Annotated in this window: 16 protein-coding genes, 2 tRNA genes and 1 pseudogene; 7 read left to right on the forward strand and 12 right to left on the reverse strand. The window is 70.6% G+C overall.

Going from position 1 to position 17443, the window contains the following annotated elements:
* Positions 1–79: 79 nt before the first annotated feature.
* Complete coding sequence (locus AB0J12_RS15235; RefSeq protein WP_363264748.1) at positions 80–1036, forward strand: hypothetical protein; 957 nt, start codon at positions 80–82, stop codon at positions 1034–1036.
* A 153-nt stretch (positions 1037–1189) separates the two neighbouring features.
* Positions 1190–1636: a hypothetical protein gene (locus AB0J12_RS15240; RefSeq protein WP_363264749.1), complete on the forward strand. Its 447-nt coding sequence runs from the start codon at positions 1190–1192 to the stop codon at positions 1634–1636.
* An 85-nt stretch (positions 1637–1721) separates the two neighbouring features.
* Here AB0J12_RS15240 and clpX read toward each other — a convergent pair whose 3' ends face one another.
* The 5 genes from clpX to AB0J12_RS15265 form a co-directional block, all read right to left on the reverse strand.
* Positions 1722–3008, reverse strand: coding sequence for an ATP-dependent Clp protease ATP-binding subunit ClpX (gene clpX / locus AB0J12_RS15245; RefSeq protein ID WP_363264750.1), 1287 nt, complete (start codon positions 3006–3008; stop codon positions 1722–1724).
* Positions 3009–3199: 191 nt separating this feature from the next.
* On the reverse strand, positions 3200–3880 hold the full coding sequence (locus AB0J12_RS15250) for an ATP-dependent Clp protease proteolytic subunit (RefSeq protein ID WP_363264751.1): 681 nt from the start codon (positions 3878–3880) through the stop codon (positions 3200–3202).
* A gap of 109 nt (positions 3881–3989) precedes the next feature.
* A complete protein-coding gene (locus AB0J12_RS15255) occupies positions 3990–4598 on the reverse strand; it encodes an ATP-dependent Clp protease proteolytic subunit (protein ID WP_361623415.1) in 609 nt (202 codons plus the stop codon).
* A gap of 361 nt (positions 4599–4959) precedes the next feature.
* Positions 4960–6348 (reverse strand): trigger factor, encoded by a 1389-nt coding sequence (tig, locus tag AB0J12_RS15260; protein ID WP_363264752.1) that lies wholly within the window; start codon positions 6346–6348, stop codon positions 4960–4962.
* 227 nt (positions 6349–6575) lie between these two features.
* Positions 6576–6652: transfer RNA gene (locus AB0J12_RS15265), tRNA-Pro, on the reverse strand.
* A gap of 190 nt (positions 6653–6842) precedes the next feature.
* Between AB0J12_RS15265 and AB0J12_RS15270 the strand changes: the two genes are divergently transcribed.
* Positions 6843–6913, forward strand: a tRNA-Gly gene (locus AB0J12_RS15270).
* Positions 6914–6980: 67 nt separating this feature from the next.
* Here the strand turns inward: AB0J12_RS15270 and AB0J12_RS15275 are convergent.
* Together AB0J12_RS15275 and AB0J12_RS15280 are read right to left on the reverse strand one after the other, a co-directional pair.
* Positions 6981–7607 (reverse strand): annotated as a pseudogene (locus AB0J12_RS15275) (RraA family protein).
* 65 nt (positions 7608–7672) lie between these two features.
* Positions 7673–7867, reverse strand: coding sequence for a hypothetical protein (locus tag AB0J12_RS15280; RefSeq protein ID WP_363264753.1), 195 nt, complete (start codon positions 7865–7867; stop codon positions 7673–7675).
* Between the two features lie 242 nt (positions 7868–8109).
* Here AB0J12_RS15280 and AB0J12_RS15285 point away from each other — a divergent pair, with 242 nt between their 5' ends.
* The gene (locus AB0J12_RS15285; protein WP_363264754.1) at positions 8110–9240 is read left to right on the forward strand and encodes an acyltransferase family protein; all 1131 of its coding nucleotides are present in this window, start codon (positions 8110–8112) and stop codon (positions 9238–9240) included.
* On the opposite strand, the gene AB0J12_RS15290 is transcribed toward AB0J12_RS15285, so the two are convergent.
* Complete coding sequence (locus AB0J12_RS15290) at positions 9237–9683, reverse strand: HD domain-containing protein (protein WP_363264755.1); 447 nt, start codon at positions 9681–9683, stop codon at positions 9237–9239. The genes AB0J12_RS15285 and AB0J12_RS15290 overlap by 4 nt on opposite strands.
* A gap of 26 nt (positions 9684–9709) precedes the next feature.
* Entirely contained in the window at positions 9710–10897 is a 1188-nt protein-coding gene (locus AB0J12_RS15295) for a PP2C family protein-serine/threonine phosphatase (RefSeq protein ID WP_363264756.1), read from the reverse strand.
* A gap of 174 nt (positions 10898–11071) precedes the next feature.
* On the opposite strand from AB0J12_RS15295, the gene AB0J12_RS15300 reads away from it, so the two are divergent.
* Complete coding sequence (locus AB0J12_RS15300) at positions 11072–12334, forward strand: GNAT family N-acetyltransferase (RefSeq protein WP_363264757.1); 1263 nt, start codon at positions 11072–11074, stop codon at positions 12332–12334.
* Positions 12335–12354: 20 nt separating this feature from the next.
* Here the strand turns inward: AB0J12_RS15300 and AB0J12_RS15305 are convergent, their stop codons facing one another.
* Both AB0J12_RS15305 and AB0J12_RS15310 read right to left on the reverse strand, forming a co-directional pair.
* Positions 12355–13164: a DNA-formamidopyrimidine glycosylase family protein gene (locus AB0J12_RS15305; RefSeq protein WP_363264758.1), complete on the reverse strand. Its 810-nt coding sequence runs from the start codon at positions 13162–13164 to the stop codon at positions 12355–12357.
* Positions 13165–13242: 78 nt separating this feature from the next.
* The gene (locus AB0J12_RS15310) at positions 13243–13728 is read right to left on the reverse strand and encodes a ribose-5-phosphate isomerase (RefSeq protein ID WP_363264759.1); all 486 of its coding nucleotides are present in this window, start codon (positions 13726–13728) and stop codon (positions 13243–13245) included.
* Positions 13729–13960: 232 nt separating this feature from the next.
* Between AB0J12_RS15310 and AB0J12_RS15315 the strand changes: the two genes are divergently transcribed.
* Together AB0J12_RS15315 and AB0J12_RS15320 are read left to right on the forward strand one after the other, a co-directional pair.
* On the forward strand, positions 13961–15460 hold the full coding sequence (locus tag AB0J12_RS15315) for an amino acid permease (protein WP_363264760.1): 1500 nt from the start codon (positions 13961–13963) through the stop codon (positions 15458–15460).
* Between the two features lie 41 nt (positions 15461–15501).
* The gene (locus AB0J12_RS15320) at positions 15502–16815 is read left to right on the forward strand and encodes an FAD-binding protein (RefSeq protein WP_363264761.1); all 1314 of its coding nucleotides are present in this window, start codon (positions 15502–15504) and stop codon (positions 16813–16815) included.
* Positions 16816–16827: 12 nt separating this feature from the next.
* Here AB0J12_RS15320 and AB0J12_RS15325 read toward each other — a convergent pair whose 3' ends face one another.
* Positions 16828–17412 carry a biotin transporter BioY gene (locus AB0J12_RS15325; protein ID WP_363264762.1) on the reverse strand — a complete coding sequence of 195 codons (585 nt, stop codon included), beginning with the start codon at positions 17410–17412 and terminating at the stop codon, positions 16828–16830.
* Between the last annotated feature and the right edge of the window lie 31 nt (positions 17413–17443).

Below are 17443 nucleotides of genomic sequence, written 5' to 3' on the forward strand. Positions count from 1 at the left end.
CCGTACCCCGGTGGGCTGCCGTGCAGGGGGCTCGGCCAGGATGTCGGATACGCATAAGCATCTGGAGGGGAACCCCGTCATGAGCTACAACCAGCCGGGCCCGTACGGCGGGCAGCCGCAGCAGCCCGGGCCGTACGGTCAGCCGGGTCCCTACGGCCAGAGCGGCCCCTACGGCCAGCAGCCGCAGGCTCCCCAGCCCGGCTACGGCTACCCCCAGCAGCCGCCGGCCCCGCAGCCGGGCTACGGCTACCCGCAGCAGGGCGTGCCGCCCCAGCCGGCCCCGTACGGCCAGCCCAACCCCTACGGTCAGCAGGCGCCTTACGGCCAGCAGCCGTACGGCACCATGCCGCAGCCCCCGGCGGCCGGCGGCGGCAAGAAGAAGACGGGCCTGATCATCGGCGCGGTGGCGGTCGTCGCGGCACTCGCGGTCGGCGGCTACTTCGTCCTCGCGGGCGGCGGAGGCGGCGGCCTGACCGACGACGGCCCGCACAAGCTGGTCACACCGGACACGGTGCTCGGCAACTACAAGCGCATGGGTGAGAACCAGGAGCCCGAGGACGCCTCGTCGAGCGACGCCAAGGACCTGGCGAAGAGCGGTGTCACCGACGCCAAGGCCGTCCACGCGCTGTTCTCGACGATCGACATCTCGAACCCCGACATCCTCAAGGACCCGACCGCCATCGCCACGTCCAAGGCCGTGACGTTCGTCGGCCTCTACGGCAAGGTCAAGGATCCGGAGACGGCGATCGACACTGCCTTCTCCGGCATGAAGAACGACCCCGACAGCAAGCTGACCTTCGTCGGTGGCACCGAGTCCGTGAAACCGGACGGGCTCGACGGTGCCGTCATGAAGTGCCAGAAAGCGCAAGGCAAGAACGGCGCCACGGGCTCCACCGACACCCAGTACATCTGCATGTGGGCCGACTACAGCACGATCGGTATGGCCGTGCCCGCCGCCGGCGGCAAGGGCGTCGACCTCGGCACTTCGGCCAAGGTGACTGCCGACCTGCGCAAGGATGTCCGCGTAAAGGCCTGAGTGAGCGCGGTTGCCGCTGGGGGCAGCTTCGTATGGCTGCCCCCTTGATCGAGCTTCGGCCTGAATTGGCCGCAATATGGCGCAACTTGCATTGAACGGTACATAGTTCACTTTATAGCCTGAACACGCCAATTGATCAGGAAGGTGTGTTCTATGCGCAAACTGCACTCCCTGCTCATCGCAGGTTCCGTTGCAGGTCTCGCAGTACCCCTCGCGGCAAGCCCGGCCGCGGCGGCCGAGGCAGCCAGCAGCTGCTACGTGCAAGCAGGAAGCATCGGCACCAATCCGAACGCCGGCCGAGCCGTCGGCAGCTGGAACTGGAGTTCCGGTAACTCGTTGACCAGCGTGCACCTGGAAGCCTCGGATCTGAGAGCCGACGGCTACACGCCTGCGGTCCGCCTCGTCACCAAGCAGCGTGACGGCGACGTCCACTACTGGGCCCTGCACAAGGCCACGGGAGGGGCGGGAACCACCCTGTCCTGGAACACGTCGGCAACGGACACCCAGGGCATCGCCTCCGCATGGGTCCAGGGAGAGCTCCTCAGCGGGAACTCTCTGGTCGGGCTCTGCTACGGGGACACGAAGGTGAATCCCGACTGAGGTCATCCGGAAGCGCCTGCAGACGCGGAGGGGGCCGACGATCTCTCGTCGGCCCCCTCCGCATCTGTATGCCTGTGCGCTCCTGCTACGCCGACTTCTGCTCGCCCGGGCCGCGGCCGCGGGCGTCCCTCGGGATGAGGGTCGGGTTGACGTTGGAGCGGACGACGTCGGCGGTGATGACGACGCGGGCCACGTCCTTGCGGGACGGTACCTCGTACATCACCGACATCAGGACCTCTTCCATGATGGCGCGCAGGCCGCGGGCGCCGGTCTGGCGGAGGATGGCCTGGTCGGCGATGGCCTCCAGGGCCTCGCGCTCGAAGTCCAGCTCCACGCCGTCGAGTTCGAAGAGGCGCTCGTACTGCTTCACCAGCGCGTTGCGCGGCTCGACCAGGATCTTCAGCAGCGCTTCGCGGTCGAGGTTGTGGACCGAGGTGATCACCGGCAGCCGGCCGATGAACTCCGGGATCATGCCGAACTTGACCAGGTCCTCCGGCATGACGTCCTCGAACTGGTCCTTGGACTCCAGCTCCCGCTTGGAGCGGATCGTCGCGCCGAAGCCGATGCCCTTGGCGCCGGCCCGGGACTCGATGATCTTCTCCAGGCCCGAGAAGGCGCCGCCCACGATGAACAGGACGTTCGTCGTGTCGATCTGGATGAACTCCTGGTGCGGGTGCTTGCGGCCGCCCTGCGGCGGCACCGAGGCCGTGGTGCCTTCGAGGATCTTGAGCAGGGCCTGCTGCACGCCCTCACCCGAGACGTCCCGCGTGATCGACGGGTTTTCGCTCTTCCGCGCAACCTTGTCGATCTCGTCGATGTAGATGATCCCGGTCTCGGCCTTCTTGACGTCGTAGTCCGCCGCCTGGATCAGCTTCAGCAGGATGTTCTCGACGTCCTCGCCGACATACCCCGCCTCCGTCAGCGCGGTCGCGTCGGCGATCGCGAACGGGACGTTCAGCATGCGGGCCAGGGTCTGCGCCAGCAGCGTCTTGCCCGAGCCCGTGGGGCCCAGCAGCAGGATGTTGGACTTGGCCAGCTCGATCGCGTCCTCGCGGCTGCTGCCGCCGCCGTTCTCGCCGGCCTGGACCCGCTTGTAGTGGTTGTACACCGCGACGGAGAGGGCCTTCTTCGCCGCCTCCTGGCCGACCACGTACCCCTCGAGGAACTCGTAGATCTCGCGGGGCTTGGGGAGCTCCTCCCAGCGCACCTCGCTGGTCTCCGCGAGCTCCTCCTCGATGATCTCGTTGCAGAGATCGATGCACTCGTCGCAGATGTAAACACCGGGGCCTGCGATGAGCTTCTTGACCTGCTTCTGGCTCTTGCCGCAGAACGAGCACTTGAGCAGATCGCCGCCGTCACCGATGCGTGCCACGGTGTGCTTCCCCTTCGCCTGGGAGTCGCCTGAACGTCACCGTCCAGTGGCTCCTGGTGCTGCCTTATGTCCGACGGTACCTTGCCCGGCCCCCCGTTCGGGCCCCCCTTGGCACGGTTCACTTCCACGGAAACCGTGCGCGTGCCGTGCCAAGGGGCGGCAGACGATACAGGTCCGGTGACCCGTGCGGGTCAGCGGACCGCCGCGTTGTTCATCTTCCGGGTGGAGATGATCTGGTCGATCAGGCCGTACGACAGCGCGTCCTCGGCCGTGAGGATCTTGTCGCGCTCGATGTCCTCGCGGATCTTCTCGATCGGCGTGGTGGAGTGCTTGGCCAGCATCTCCTCCAGCTGCGAACGCATCCGCAGGATCTCGTTCGCGGCGATCTCCAGGTCGGAGACCTGGCCGCGGCCGGTCTCGCTGTAGGGCTGGTGGATCAGCACGCGCGCGTTCGGCAGCGCCATGCGCTTGCCCGGCGTACCGGCGGCCAGCAGGATGGCCGCGGCGGAGGCCGCCTGGCCCATGCAGACCGTCTGGATGTCGGGCTTCACGAACTGCATCGTGTCGTAGATCGCGGTGAGCGCCGTGAAGGAGCCGCCGGGGCTGTTGATGTAGACCGAGATGTCCCGGTCGGGGTCCATCGACTCCAGGCACAGCAGCTGCGCCATGACGTCGTTGGCGGAGGCGTCGTCGATCTGGACGCCCAGGAAGATCACGCGCTCCTCGAAGAGCTTCGCGTACGGGTCGTACTCGCGGATGCCCTGGGAGGTGCGCTCGACGAAGCGCGGGATGACATAACGGGACTCGGCCGTGGGGCCGGTGTACTCGGCGCGCGCACGGTCGTGGATGCCGCTGCCGGGGAAGTCGTTCACGGTGTCTCCTGAAAAGGGCTGGGGCGGTGGCTGAGGCGGACGTGGGGGCCGGTGGGCCCTGGGGGGCCACCCGGCGCCGTACGGGCGTTGTGCGGGCCCGTGGGGCCCGTTACGCCGCCCCGGTACCGCCGCCGCCCGGCATGCCGGCGGCCGTGGGGATCACGTCGTCGATGAGGCCGTACTCCTTGGCCTCGTAGGCGTCGAACCAGCGGTCACGGTCCGAGTCACGGGTGATCTGCTCGACCGACTGGCCGGTGTGCAGCGAGGTGAGCTCGGCCATCCGCTTCTTGGTGTGCAGCAGCCGCTCGGCGTGGATCTTGATGTCCGAGGCGGAGCCGGCCAGGCCCGCCGAGGGCTGGTGGATCAGGATCTCGGCGTTCGGCAGCGCGAAGCGCTTGCCGGGCGTACCGGCGCTGAGCAGGAACTGGCCCATCGAGGCCGCGAGGCCCATGGCGATGGTCACCACGTCGTTCTTGATGAACTGCATGGTGTCGTAGATCGCCATGCCGGCCGTGATCGAACCGCCGGGGCTGTTGATGTACAGGTAGATGTCCTTGTCCGGGTCGGCGGCAAGGAGCAGCAGCTGTGCGGTGATCTTGTTCGCGATGTCGTCGTCGACCGGCTGGCCGAGGAAGATGATCCGCTCGTTGAGCAGCCGGTTGTAGACCTGGTCGCCGAGGCCACCACCGATGGAAGGCTCGCCGGCGGCTGAGGGCATCAGATTCGTCACGTATCCACCTGCTCGTCTTACGACGGCGCCGGGCCGTCTCACGTTTCCCTGCGGGGCTTGGAGCCGTTCGGGGACTCCACTGCCCTCGTATTCATGGACCCTAACGCGCGGGTCCCTTCGGGGAATCCCGGGAATGGGGGTGTTCGCCGGGGGCGTAGCGCTCCGCTGATCACCGGGTCCGGATTCGTGGTGGCCGGCTGGGGTCGTCGCCGGGCCGCGGGTGGTGTGCGGCCGGCCGCGCGGCTCCCCGCGCGCCTTGGCGTGGCCACCGTGCCCGGGATGCGGAACGGGCCCCTGGGAAAGTCCCCAGGGGCCCGTTCTACGTGCGTCAGAGGTGGCGCGGGGCTGATCAGCCCTCGGTCTTCTCCTCGGCGGCGGACTCGGCGGCGGACTCGGTGGTCTCGGCCTCCGTGGCCTCGTCCTCCTCGTCGTCCAGGTCGATGACCTCGCCGTTGGTGTCCTTCACCGTGGCGGCCTCGACGACCAGGGCCAGGGCCTTGCCGCGGGCGACCTCGCCGACCAGCAGCGGAACCTGGCCGCCCTCGACGACGGCCTGGGCGAACTGGTCGGGCGACATGCCGGAGGAGGCGGCGCGGCGCATGAGGTGCTCGGTGAGCTCCTCCTGGTTGACGTTGAGCTTCTCCCGCTTGACGAGCTCGTCCAGCACGAACTGGGTCTTGATGCCCTTGACCGCGGCCTCGCGGGTCTCGGTCTCGAACTCCTCGGCGGTCTTGCCCTGGATCTCCAGGTACTTGTCGAGGTTCAGGCCCATCTGGCCGAGCTGGTGGTGCTCGAGGTTGTGCTTACGGGTGTTGACCTCGTCCTCGAGGAGCTTCTCGGGGACCGGCACCTCGACGAGCTCCAGCAGCTTGTCCAGGACGCGCTCCTGGGCCTGCGTGGCCTGGTCGAACTGCTTCATGTCGGCGAGGCGCTTGCGGCTGTCCGCCTTCAGCTCCTCCAGGGTGTCGAACTCGGAGGCGAGCTGCGCGAAGTCGTCGTCCAGCTCGGGCAGTTCGCGCTTGGCGACCTGGGTGACCTTGACGGTGACCTCGGCCTCCTTGCCGGCCGCGGAGCCGCCCTTCAGCTCGGAGGTGAAGGTGGCCTCCTCGCCCGCGGACAGGCCCTTGACGGCGTCGTCGATGCCGTCGAGCAGCTCGCCGGAGCCGATGGTGTAGGACACGCCGTTCGCGACGCCGTCCTCGAGGACCTCGCCCTCGACCTTGGCCTCCAGGTCGACGGTCACGACGTCGCCGTCCTCGGCGGCGCGCTCCACCGGGGTGGTGGAGGCGAAGCGCTCACGCAGCTGCTCCACGGACTTCTCGACGTCCTCGTCGGTCACCTCGACGGCGTCGACCTCGACCTCGATGGACGAGAAGTCCTCGGGGAGCTCCAGGGCGGGACGGATGTCGACCTCGGCGGTGAAGTTCAGCGTCTCGCCGTCCTTCAGCTCCGTGATGTCGACCTCCGGCTGGCCCAGCACGGAGAGCTCGGCCTCGTTGACCGCCTCCGTGTAGAACTTGGGAAGCGCGTCGTTGACGGCTTCCTCCAGCACGGCGCCGCGACCGAACCGCTGGTCGATGACCCGGGCCGGGATCTTGCCCTTACGGAAGCCCTTCACCGTGACCTGCTGGTTGATCTTCTTGTACGCCGCGTCGAGGCTGTCCTTGAGCTCCTCGAAGGGCACCTCGACAGTGAGCCGAACCCGAGTCGGGTTCAGGGTCTCCACGGCGCTCTTCACGGTTCGGTCTCCTTGTGGCTGACTTCTCGGTTTCTGCCGGGGCCAGAACGGCTCCGGCGGATTTCGCCGCCCGGAGGACTGCAGTGTGAGACACACGGGCGACCAGCTTGCATAGTAACCGCAGCCGCTGAACGGCCCAAAAGGCGATCACCCGCGTCGTCCCCCGGGTGATCGGCAGATTCCCGGGCGGCCGATCGGAACGGATGATCGTCCCGGGGTCCTGCTGGTGGTCGGGGTGGCGGGATTTGAACCCACGGCCTTCCGCTCCCAAAGCGGACGCGCTACCAAGCTGCGCCACACCCCGTCTGGTGCGACACGTAGGGTACATGCCCGCAGGCGGTACGGCCGCCGCAATGAGGGGGGCGTGCGCGGGCGCCGGGAGCGCGGCGCCGCGCCGGGAGGCCGCACGCGCCGCGGGGGGTGTGCGACGAGGGGGGCCGACCCGCTACGATGCCTTGCAGTGCCGCGGCCCGACCGGTCTGCGGCGCGCGTGTGCGGGCGTAGCTCAATGGTAGAGCCCCAGTCTTCCAAACTGGCTACGCGGGTTCGATTCCCGTCGCCCGCTCTTGTTACGACGCAGGCCCAGGTGAGGCGGGGTTTTCCGCTCCCTGGGCCTGCGTCGTCCGCGCAGGTCAGTCCGCGTAGCCGTGCTGGGCGAGGATCTCGTCGATGCGGGTGCGCTGACCCTCCTGCCAGGCGTCGAGGGACTGGGCGGCCTCCTCGGCCGGCCGGGCCCGGGCGGCCCGTAGCACCTCCTCCCGGCGCGCGCCGGGGACGACCACGACGCCCTCCTCGTCGGCGACCACGATGTCACCGGGGTGCACCTCGACACCGCCGCAGCGCACCGGCACGTTCAGCGGCTCGACGGCCTACTTGGTGCCGGGGATGGGGATGACGCCGCGGGCGAAGACGGGGAAGCCCAGCTGCCGCGCCTCGGCGACGTCGCGGATGACGCCGTCGAGGACGAAGCCGGCGATGCCCCGGCGCCGGGCGACCGCGCAGACGTTGCCGCCGGCCGGGGCGTGGTCGACGTCGCCGGACTCGACGACGACGACCGAGCCGGGCGCGGCGCGGTGGATCGCGGCGTGCAGCATGAGGTTGTCGCCGGGTCGGCACCGCACGGTGAACGCCGGACCGGCCAGGCGCGGCATCGGGTCCCACAGGGGCCGTACGCCGATGTCCATGACCTGTTCCCGTCCGACGAGGCCGGCGAGGGTGGTCGGGGGGATGTCCGGGAAGCCGGTGGCGGTGTCGGTCATCCGGTCAGGCTGCCCAGGAAGTATCTCGACGCCAAGACGGTTTCCCGGGCTTGCGCACCGGCCCCTCAGAAGCTGATCGAGTTGATCGTTTCCGCTATCGAGTTCAGGAAGCGGTTGATCGAGGGGGCCATCCCGGTGGAGGCCAGGAAGAACCCGAAGAGGATGGCGACGATGGCGGGCCCGGCCTTGATCGAGCCTCCGCGGATCAGCACCACCAGGATCACCGCCAACAGCAGCACCACAGACAGTGAAATGGCCACAACAGATCACACCCTCGGTCGGTCCGCTCTCCCGGCCCGGGGGTGCTACCCCGTAGACCCCCGTCGGGAACCATCGTGCCACCAACCGCACGGTCCGGTGCGGTGCGTGACACACCGTCGGCCGGACCGGCGAGTGGGCGAACAGCCGTGCGCAGCCTGCCCATATGGGGCAGTTTGAGAGTAATTATCCAGGACATTTCTGGCTGTTGGTGTGACGCTGCAAGCCGGTTAGGGTGCCTCGAATGGTCAAGCAGCGCGACGCCTTCTTCGACAACGCCAAATACCTGGCCATCGTGCTCGTCGCGATCGGGCACACCTGGGCGCAGATGATGGACGACAGCCGCGCGGTGGAGAGCGCGTACCGGGTCGTGTACACGTTCCACATGCCGGCGTTCGTCGTCATCTCCGGCTACTTCTCGCGGAGTTTCGATCTGCGCCCGGACCGGCTGCGCCGGCTGGTCACCGGTGTCCTCGTGCCGTATGTCGTCTTCGAGACCGCGTACGAGCTGTTCAAGGACGTCGCGGACCGCCCGGACCCCGAGATCAGCCTGCTGGACCCCAGCTATCTGATGTGGTTCCTCGCCGCCCTGTTCATCTGGCGGCTCACCACGCCCCTGTGGAAGGTGCTGCGCAGTCCGCTGCCGGCGGCCGTCGCCGTCGCCATGCTGGCGAGCGTCAGCCCCAGCATAGGCACGGACTTCGACCTCCAGCGCGTTCTGCAGTTCCTGCCGTACTTCGTGCTCGGCCTGTGTCTGAGGCCCGAGCACTTCCTCGCGGTGCGCCGCCGCTCGGTGCGGATCGCGGCGGTGCCGGTCGGCGCGGCGGCGTTCGCCGTCGCCTGGTGGTCGGTGCCGCGGATGAACGGCGGCTGGTTCTACCGCCAGTCGGCCGCGCAGGACCTCGGGGCCCCCTGGTGGTGCGGGCCGGTGATGACGCTGGCGTCGATCGGCTGCGCGCTGGTGCTGACGGCCTGCTTCTTCGCCTGGGTGCCGGGCCGCCGGCTGTGGTGCACGGCCCTCGGCGCGGGCACCATCACCGGCTATCTGCTGCACGGCTTCCTGGTGAAGTTCGCCGAGTACCGCGGCTGGTTCGACGCGCCCTGGGTGCACAGCCCGCTCGGCGCGGTCGCGGTGACCGTCCTCGCGGCCGCCGCCGTCACCCTGCTGTGCACCCCGCCGGTGCGGCGGGCCCTGCGGTGCGTGACCGAGCCGAGGATGGCGTGGGCGTTCCGGCCGGACCCCGCCGCCGAGGCCCGGGCGCGCGAGCAGGCGCAGGCAGCGCGCGAGCCGGTGCACGCCCAGGCCGGCCACGGCAGCCCGAACGCAGTGAACGTCCAGGCCGGGTCCGGCAGTCCGGGCAGCGTGAACGCCTAGGCCGGCTTCTGCAGTCCGAGCAGGGCGCGCATGCGGGCGTACTTCTCCCTCAGGCGGGTGCGGGTCGCCGGGTCCAGGACGGCGAGGCGGGCCGGGTCGGCGTTGTGCGCCAGGTCCGCCTCCTTCACCAGCAGCGCGCCGTCGGTGGCGAGGATGCGCCCGGCGTACTCCTGCGGGGACTCCCCCGGCCGTTTGGTCAGGGCGCGCACGATGTCCTTCGTACGGTCGCTCAGCGCGGCGCCGGCCAGCCACCGTGCGGAGAGCGCGTCGTCCTCGACGGCGTCGTGCAGCCAGGCCGCCGCGATCTGCTCCGGGTCACCGCCACGCGCCCGCACGCCCTCGGCGACGGCGTGCAGGTGCTCGGCGTAGGGCCGGCCCGCCTTGTCTCGCTGACCGGCGTGGGCGGCGCGGGCGAGGGCTTCGACTTCCGGCAGGGTCAGCAACGAATCCTCCGGTGCGGTGGGTGACGTCAGGGCGCAGCGGGCATCGACGACGCCGTCGGGCCCTCGCGGCAGATCAGCAGCAGGGCCCGGTCGTCGTTGACGTCCTTGGCGACCGCCTCGATCAGATGCCAGGCGGCGCCCTGGAAGCCGGCGGCGACATAGCGGTCGGCCTCGCCGGTGAGCCGGTCGATGCCCTCGACGATGTCCCGGTCGGAGGTCTCCACCAGGCCGTCGGTGAACAGCATCAGCACGTCGCCGGGGCGCAGCGAGCCCTTCACCGGGTCGAACTGGGCGCCGTCGTACACGCCCAGCAGCGGGCCCTCGGCGGCCTTCTCCTCCCAGCGGCCGCTGCCCGCGCTGAGCTGGAGGCCCGGCGGGTGGCCCGCGGAGTACAGCTCGTAGTCGCCGGAGTCCAGGTCGAGGACGAGGTGGATGGAGGTGGCGAAGCCCTCGTCCCAGTCCTGGCGCAGCAGATAGCCGTTGGCGGCCGGGAGGAAGGCGTGCGGGGGCAGGGAGCCCAGCAGCCCGCCGAACGCGCCCGACAGCAGCAGGGCGCGCGAGCCGGCGTCCATGCCCTTGCCGGAGACGTCGGTGAGGACGACTTCCAGGGTGCGGCCGCCGTTGGTGCGTGCCGCGACCACGAAGTCACCGGAGAAGGACTGGCCGCCGGCCGGGCGCAGCGCCATCTCCTGGTGCCAGCCGCGCGGCAGGGAGGGCAGTTTGCTCTGCACCCGGATGCGTTCGCGCAGGTCGAACAGCATGGTGCCGCCGCGCCGCCAGGGCACGCCGACCCGGCTGCGGAACTGGGCGATCAGCAGCCCGACGAACCCGCACGCGGCGACCACCAGCACCACACCGGGGGTGACCCGGCTCGGGCCCTCGGTGTACGGGCCGAGCCACACGGACTCCACGATCAGGGCGGTGGCCGCGGCCGCGTACAGGCCGAGCAGGCTCGCCGGGCGCAGCAGCAGGCCGCCCACGACGATCGGCAGGACCAGCGCGGCCGGGGAGAACCAGACGGAGTTGGCGAGGGTGAGTGCGGCGATGAGCGGGATGGTGAGGAAGAGGCCGGCCAGCGCGACCCAGTCCGAGCCGTCCCCGCGGAAGTAGTCGACGGCGGCCCGGCGCACGCCGACACGGACCCGGTGCCACTGCATCTTCCACCGGGCCGTGAACGTCTCGGCCGCCGTGCGCCGCTGTCGTCGTACTGCCATTGGTTGGGGACCCTATCCATCGGGCCGGGCGCTTGGCACGGGAGGTCCCGCTTGTCCCCCGTCCGAGGCCCCTTTTCTCAGGGGGTTCTCAGTGAACGGCACACGGGCGGCGCGTGTGACGCAGAGGGAGAAATTCCCTCGCTGGTCCTGCTGTGGCCCTGATAGGCATGATTCATGGTGACTGTGGCGAGCGAGACGACGGGCCCCGCGAGCGAGCTGCGGGTGCTGCGCCCTGACGAGTGGGAGCAGTGGTACGACACCCTGCTGCGCGCCTTCGGCGGGGTGCCGGAGCCGGACGAGGAGCGGGCGCTGTGGCACGAGCTCACCGAGTACGACCGCTTCCTCGGCGCCTGGGACGGGGACGCGGTGGTGGGGACGGCGGGGGCGTTCTCCTTCCGGCTGACCGTGCCGGGCGGTACCGCGGTGCCCGCGGCCGGCGTCACGGCGGTCGGCGTGGCCGCCACGCACCGGCGGCGCGGGGTATTGACGTCGATGATGCGGCGGCAGCTGGACGACGTACGGCAGTGGGGGGAGCCGCTGGCGGTGCTCACCGCGTCCGAGCCCGGGATCTACGGCCGGTTCGGGTACGGCGCCGCGAGCTACCAGCTGGCCGCCGATATCGACACCGCTCGGGTGTCGCTGTCCGTGCCGGACGGCACGGACGACGTGCGGCTGCGGTACGCCGAGCCGGGTGACGTGGTGCGCGAGTGCGAGGCGGTGTACGCCCGGCTGGTGCCCGAACGGCCCGGGATGCTGGCGCGGCACCGGCCGGCCTGGGAGCGGGTCGGACTGCTGGACCCGGAGAGCGGGCGGGACGGGGCGTCACCGCTGCAGTGCGTGCTCGCCGAACGCGGCGGTGAGGTCGTGGGGTTCGCACGCTACCGGGTCAAGCTGGGCTGGGGGCCGAGCGGGCACGACGGCACGGTGATCCTGAAGGAGCTGTACGGACTGGATCCGGCGGCGCAGGCCGCGCTGTGGCGGTTCCTGTACGACATCGACCTGACGTCGACGCTGGTGGTGCGGGGGCGGCCGGTGGACGAGGCGTGGCTGTACCAGGTGTCGGACATCCGGCGCTGTCTGCTGAGCAAGCGGGACCAGTACTACGTGCGGCTGGTGGACGTCGGGGCGGCGCTGGCCGCTCGGACCTATCAGGCGCCGGTCGACGTCGTGCTGGAGGTGTCGGACGGCTTCTGCCCCTGGAACGCGGGGCGTTGGCGGCTGAGCGGGGACGCCAAGGGCGCGTCCTGCGAGCGGACCACGGACCCGGCCGACCTCGCCCTGTCGGTGCGGGAGCTGGGAGCGGCGTACCTCGGGGGCGTGCCGCTCACGGCGCTGGCGGCGGCCGGCCGGGTGCGGGAGCTGCGGGGCGGGGCGCTGACGGAGGCGTCGGTGGCGTTCGGGTCGGCGGTGGCGCCGTGGCTGCCGCACGGGTTCTAGGACAGCACACCCAGGGCGCCTCAGGGCTTTTGGCAGGTGGGGCACCAGAAGAGGTTGCGGGCGGCGAGGTCGGCGGTGCGGATCTGCGTGCCGCAGAGGTGGCAGGGCTGCGGCGCGCGGCGGTAGACGTAGACCTCTCCGCCGTGGTCGTCCACGCGGGGCGGGCGGCCCATCGCCTCCGGGGTGTGCTCGGGGCGGACCGTGTCGATGCGGTTGTGGCGGACGCCCTCGCGCATCAGCGCGACGAGGTCGGCCCAGATCGCCTGCCACTGGGCGGGGGTGATGTCCCGGCCCGGACGGTACGGGTCGATGCCGTGCCGGAACAGGACCTCGGCGCGGTAGACGTTGCCGACGCCCGCGATGACCTTCTGGTCCATGAGCAGCGCGGCGACGGTGGTGCGGCTGCGGGAGATCTTCCGGTACGCAGCGTCCGGGTCGGCGTCGTCGCGCAGCGGGTCGGGGCCGAGGCGGGCGTGTATGGCCTGTTTCTCGGTGTCCGTGATCAGGGCGCAGGTGGTGGGGCCGCGCAGGTCGACGTACGCGGTGTCGTTCGTCAGGCGCAGGCGGACGGTGTCGGTGGGCGGGGGCGCGGGGGCGTCACCGAAGGTCACCTTGCCGAAGAGGCCGAGGTGGATGTGCACGTGGTCGCTGTCGCGGAAGCGCAGGAAGAGGTGCTTGCCGTGGGCCTCGGTGGCGGTGAGGACGGAGCCGGTGAGGAGGTCGGCGGCGTCGGAGAACTTGCCCTGGGGGCTGGTGACGCGGGGCGCCGTGCCCAGGAAGCGGGCGGCGTAGTCCTGCGCCAGCCGGTGGATCGTGTGCCCCTCTGGCACGGCTGCCGTCTCCTCTCGTGACCGTCCCGGGGCTCCGCCCAGGACCCCGTGGGTCCGGGGCGGGGCCCCTCGGCCCGGCTACTGCTGCGGGTGGTGGGCCGGGATCGGCGGCAGGTCGCCCGTCGTCTCGTAGGACGACAGCATGCCGATGCGGCGGATGTGGCGCTCGTCGCCGGAGAACGGGGTGTTCAGGAAGATCTCGACGAACTTCGTCGCCTCTTCCTGCGTGTGCATGCGGGCGCCGACCGCGACGACGTTGGCGTCGTTGTGCTGACGGCCGAGCGCCGCCGTCTCCTCGCTCCAGGCGAGGGCCGCACGCACGCCCTCGACCTTGTTCGCGGCGATCTGCTCGCCGTTGCCGGAGCCGCCGATCACGATGCCGAGGGAGCCGGTGTCCGCCGCGGTGCGCTCGGCGGCGCGCAGGCAGAAGGGCGGGTAGTCGTCCTGGGCGTCGTAGATGTGCGGGCCGCAGTCGACGGGGTCGTGACCCGCCGCCTTCAGCCATTCGACGAGGTGGTTCTTGAGTTCGAAGCCGGCATGGTCCGAGCCGAGATACACGCGCATGGGACGAGTGTGACATGCGCGGGCGCGGGCAGCAGGGCGGGGTGGAGGCCCGGGAGGGGGTGCACCGAGCGTAGGGACGAGACTACAGAACCTCAGGAAAACCTCAAGTAACAATCCGGATTCAAAGGTTCCCGAATTCCGTCACCTCGGATTCACTGGTCCGACTCGTACACCGCTCCGTACGGGAGATGGATCACAACAAGATCACGCGGCGCAAAGGAATTCCGTCCCAATGACCTCGCAGCCGTCCATGACGCAGGCCGGACACGGCCAGAAAAGCCCCGGTGCCCCCGGCGATCCCGGATCGGGGCTCCAGGCAGGACTCAAGAACCGTCATCTTTCGATGATCGCCATCGGCGGTGTCATCGGCGCCGGGCTCTTCGTGGGCTCCAGCACCGGTATCGCCACCGCCGGACCCGGCATCCTCCTCTCCTACGCGCTCGTCGGCACGCTCGTGGTGCTGGTGATGCGCATGCTGGGTGAGATGTCGGCCGCCAATCCGACCTCCGGGTCGTTCTCGGCCCACGCCGACCGCGCGCTCGGCCCCTGGGCCGGGTTCTCCATCGGCTGGCTCTACTGGTTCTTCTGGGTCGTGGTGCTCGCGGTCGAGGCGACCGCCGGTGCCAAGATCCTCGAAGGCTGGATCCCGGCCGTGCCCCAGTGGGGCTGGGCCCTGATCGTGATGGTGGTGCTCACCGCCACCAACCTCGTCTCCGTCGGCTCCTACGGCGAGTTCGAGTTCTGGTTCGCCGGCATCAAGGTCGTCGCGATCGGCGCGTTCATCGTGATCGGCGGACTCGCCGTCTTCGGTGTGCTGCCCGGCGCGCACAGCGACCAGGCGGGCCTGTCCAACCTGACCGCGCACGGCGGCTTCCTGCCCAACGGGCCCGGCGCGATCCTCACCGGTGTGCTGCTCGTCGTCTTCTCCTTCATGGGCAGCGAGATCGCCACCCTCGCGGCCGGTGAGTCGGAGGACCCGCAGCGGGCCGTCACCAAGTCGACGAACAGCATCATCTGGCGCATCGGCGTCTTCTACCTCGGGTCGATCCTCGTCGTCGTCTGTCTGCTGCCCTGGGACAGCAAGGCGATCGCCGAGAAGGGCTCGTACGTCGCCGCGCTGGACTCGCTCGGCATCGCGCACGCCGGTCAGATCATGAACTTCATCGTGCTGACCTCGGTGCTGTCCTGTCTCAACTCCGGCCTGTACACCGCCTCCCGCATGGCCTTCTCGCTCGGTCGGCGCGGCGACGCCCCGAAGGGCTTCGCCCGGACCACCCCGCGGGGCGTGCCGCAGACGGCGATCCTGGTGTCGGTGGCGTTCGGCTTCGTCGCGGTGTTCTTCAACTACAAGTTCCCGGACACCGTCTTCCTCTTCCTGCTGAACTCCTCCGGTGCGGTCGCGCTGTTCGTGTGGCTCGCCATCTGCTTCTCGCAGCTGCGCATGCGGAAGATCATCCAGGCGGAGGCGCCGGAGAAGCTCGTCGTGAAGATGTGGCTGTACCCGTATCTGACCTGGGCGTCGGCCGCGCTGATCGTCTTCGTGCTGGGCTACATGCTCACCGACACCGAGCACGACGGTCGCGAGACCGTGCTGCTGTCGCTGGGCGTCGCGGCGGTAGTCCTCGTCATCGCCTTCGTCAAGCAGAAGGTGGCGGGCGACCGGCGGGCCGCCGTGGCCGCGCAGGCCACGTCCGGGGCGGCCGAGCCGGTCTCCTCCGACACGCGCGGATAATCTGACGGCAGCTGTCAGGTTATGCGGCCAGCATCGGCCGTATGGACTTCACGGACCTCGGCGCCGATCCGGCGCAGCTGCCCTTCCTCGGGCCCGGCGACCCCGCCTATGACGCGGAGGTCGCCGGGTTCCAGACCGGATTCACCCAACGGCCGGACCTGATCGTCGCCGCCTCGAGCGCCGACGACGTGGTCGCGGCCGTTCGGCATGCCGCCGCCCGGGATCTTCCCGTGCGGGCGCAGGCCACCGGACACGGGCTGCCCGGCGCCGTGGAGGGCGGGGTGCTCGTCACCACCTCGCGCATGGACCGGGTGGAGGTCGACACGGCGGCCCGCAGCGTGCGGGTGCAGGCGGGGGTGCGGTGGGGGCAGGTCGTGGCGGCCGCCGCCCCGTACGGGCTGGCGCCGCTCAACGGCTCGGCACCGTCCGTCGGTGTCGTCGGGTACGTCCTGGGCGGCGGACTGGGCATCCTGGCCCGGCAGTTCGGATACGCCGCCGACCACGTGCGCTCCCTCGACGTCGTCACCGGCGACGGCGCCCTGCGCCATGTCACGCCCGGGGACGAGCTGTACTGGGGTCTGCTCGGCGGCGGGCACGGCCTGGGCGTCGTCACCGGGCTGGAGATCGGCCTCGTGCCCGTGCGCACCCTGTACGGCGGCGCGCTCGCCTTCGACGGGCGCCAGGTGGACCCGGCGGCGGCACTGCGCGCGTACGAGGCGTGGACGCGGACCGTGCCGCCCACGCTGACCTCGTCCTTCGCCGCCGTACCGTATCCGGATCTGCCCGCGCTGCCGCCGCGGTTGCGGGGGCGGTACGTGGTGTCGGTGCGGGTGGCCTACACCGGGGAGGACGGCGAACGGCTCGTCGCGCCGCTGCGGGAGATCGGGCCGGCGCTGTCCGACTCGCTGCGCGTGATGCCGTACGCCGACAGTCACACCATCCACAGCGACCCGGATTTTCCGCACGCCTACTACGGGGACAGCGCGGTGCTGCGCGAGCTGGACGTCGCCGCGGCCGCGGAGGTGCTGGCGCGTACCGGTCCGGACGCCGGAGGACCCATGTGTGTCGTGCAGATCAACCAGCTCGGCGGCGCGCTCGCCACGCCCGCGCCGAACGCCGTCCCGTGGCGCGAAGGGCGCTTCCTGGTACGGCTGTTGTCCGTCGGCGAGCGTCAGGCCGCCCGCGCGGTGCTCGACCCGGCCTTCGCTCTGCTCGCACCGCACACCCTCGGCCGCTCGGCGAGCTTCGCCTTCGGCGCCGGCGACCGCACACAGGGCCTGCACGACGCCGGGACGACGAAGAGGCTCGCCGAGCTGCGGTCGACGTACGACCCGGCGAGCCTCTTGCGCAACTGATCGGCGCGGCGGTCAGTCCCGGTTGGCGAACTTCCAGGCCGTGGGCAGGACGCCCATCGCCAGGGCCGCCTTCAGGGCGTCGCCGAGCAGGAACGGAGTGAGACCCGCCGCGATCGCCTGGGACAGGGACAGGTGGGCGGCCAGGGCCAGGTAGGGCACGCCGACGGCGTAGATGACCGCCTCGCCCAGCAGCATCGTGCCGGCCGTGCGCCACACGCCCCGGTCGGCACCGCGGCGGGCCAGCGCGCCGACCACGGTGGAGGCGAGCAGCATGCCGAGGACGTACCCGAAGGACGGCATGCTCGCACCCGACGCGCCCTGGGCGAACCACGGAACGCCCGCCATGCCGGCCAGCGCGTACAGCGCGAGCGCGAGGAAGCCGCGGCCGGCGCCGAGGGAGGTGCCGACGAGCAGGGCGGCGAAGGTCTGGCCGGTGACCGGGACCGGGGAGCCGGGCACCGGGAGGGAGATCTGGGCCGCGAGGCCGGTGAGCGCGGCGCCGCCGAGCACGAGGGCCGCGTCGCGGACGCGGGAGGCCGGCAGCAGGTCGGCGAGGACCTGCCCGGGACGGGCGGGAGTGGCGGCAGCGGTGCTCATGTGGACTCCGCGGAGGTCGGGGCGGCGTGGG

The sequence above is a fragment of the Streptomyces sp. NPDC049915 genome (assembly GCF_040656475.1).
Classification (GTDB): domain Bacteria; phylum Actinomycetota; class Actinomycetes; order Streptomycetales; family Streptomycetaceae; genus Streptomyces.

What these genes read in the sequence shown, in the direction of transcription:
- AB0J12_RS15285 (WP_363264754.1), top strand. Translation starts at nt 8,110, where the DNA reads ATGGTCAAGCAGCGCGACGCCTTCTTCGACAACGCCAAATACCTGGCC.
- AB0J12_RS15315 (WP_363264760.1), top strand. Translation starts at nt 13,961, where the DNA reads ATGACCTCGCAGCCGTCCATGACGCAGGCCGGACACGGCCAGAAAAGC.
- AB0J12_RS15240 (WP_363264749.1), top strand. Translation starts at nt 1,190, where the DNA reads ATGCGCAAACTGCACTCCCTGCTCATCGCAGGTTCCGTTGCAGGTCTC.
- AB0J12_RS15320 (WP_363264761.1), top strand. Translation starts at nt 15,502, where the DNA reads ATGGACTTCACGGACCTCGGCGCCGATCCGGCGCAGCTGCCCTTCCTC.
- AB0J12_RS15325 (WP_363264762.1), bottom strand. Translation starts at nt 17,412, where the DNA reads ATGAGCACCGCTGCCGCCACTCCCGCCCGTCCCGGGCAGGTCCTCGCC.
- AB0J12_RS15310 (WP_363264759.1), bottom strand. Translation starts at nt 13,728, where the DNA reads ATGCGCGTGTATCTCGGCTCGGACCATGCCGGCTTCGAACTCAAGAAC.
- AB0J12_RS15255 (WP_361623415.1), bottom strand. Translation starts at nt 4,598, where the DNA reads ATGCCCTCAGCCGCCGGCGAGCCTTCCATCGGTGGTGGCCTCGGCGAC.
- AB0J12_RS15235 (WP_363264748.1), top strand. Translation starts at nt 80, where the DNA reads ATGAGCTACAACCAGCCGGGCCCGTACGGCGGGCAGCCGCAGCAGCCC.
- AB0J12_RS15300 (WP_363264757.1), top strand. Translation starts at nt 11,072, where the DNA reads ATGGTGACTGTGGCGAGCGAGACGACGGGCCCCGCGAGCGAGCTGCGG.
- AB0J12_RS15295 (WP_363264756.1), bottom strand. Translation starts at nt 10,897, where the DNA reads ATGGCAGTACGACGACAGCGGCGCACGGCGGCCGAGACGTTCACGGCC.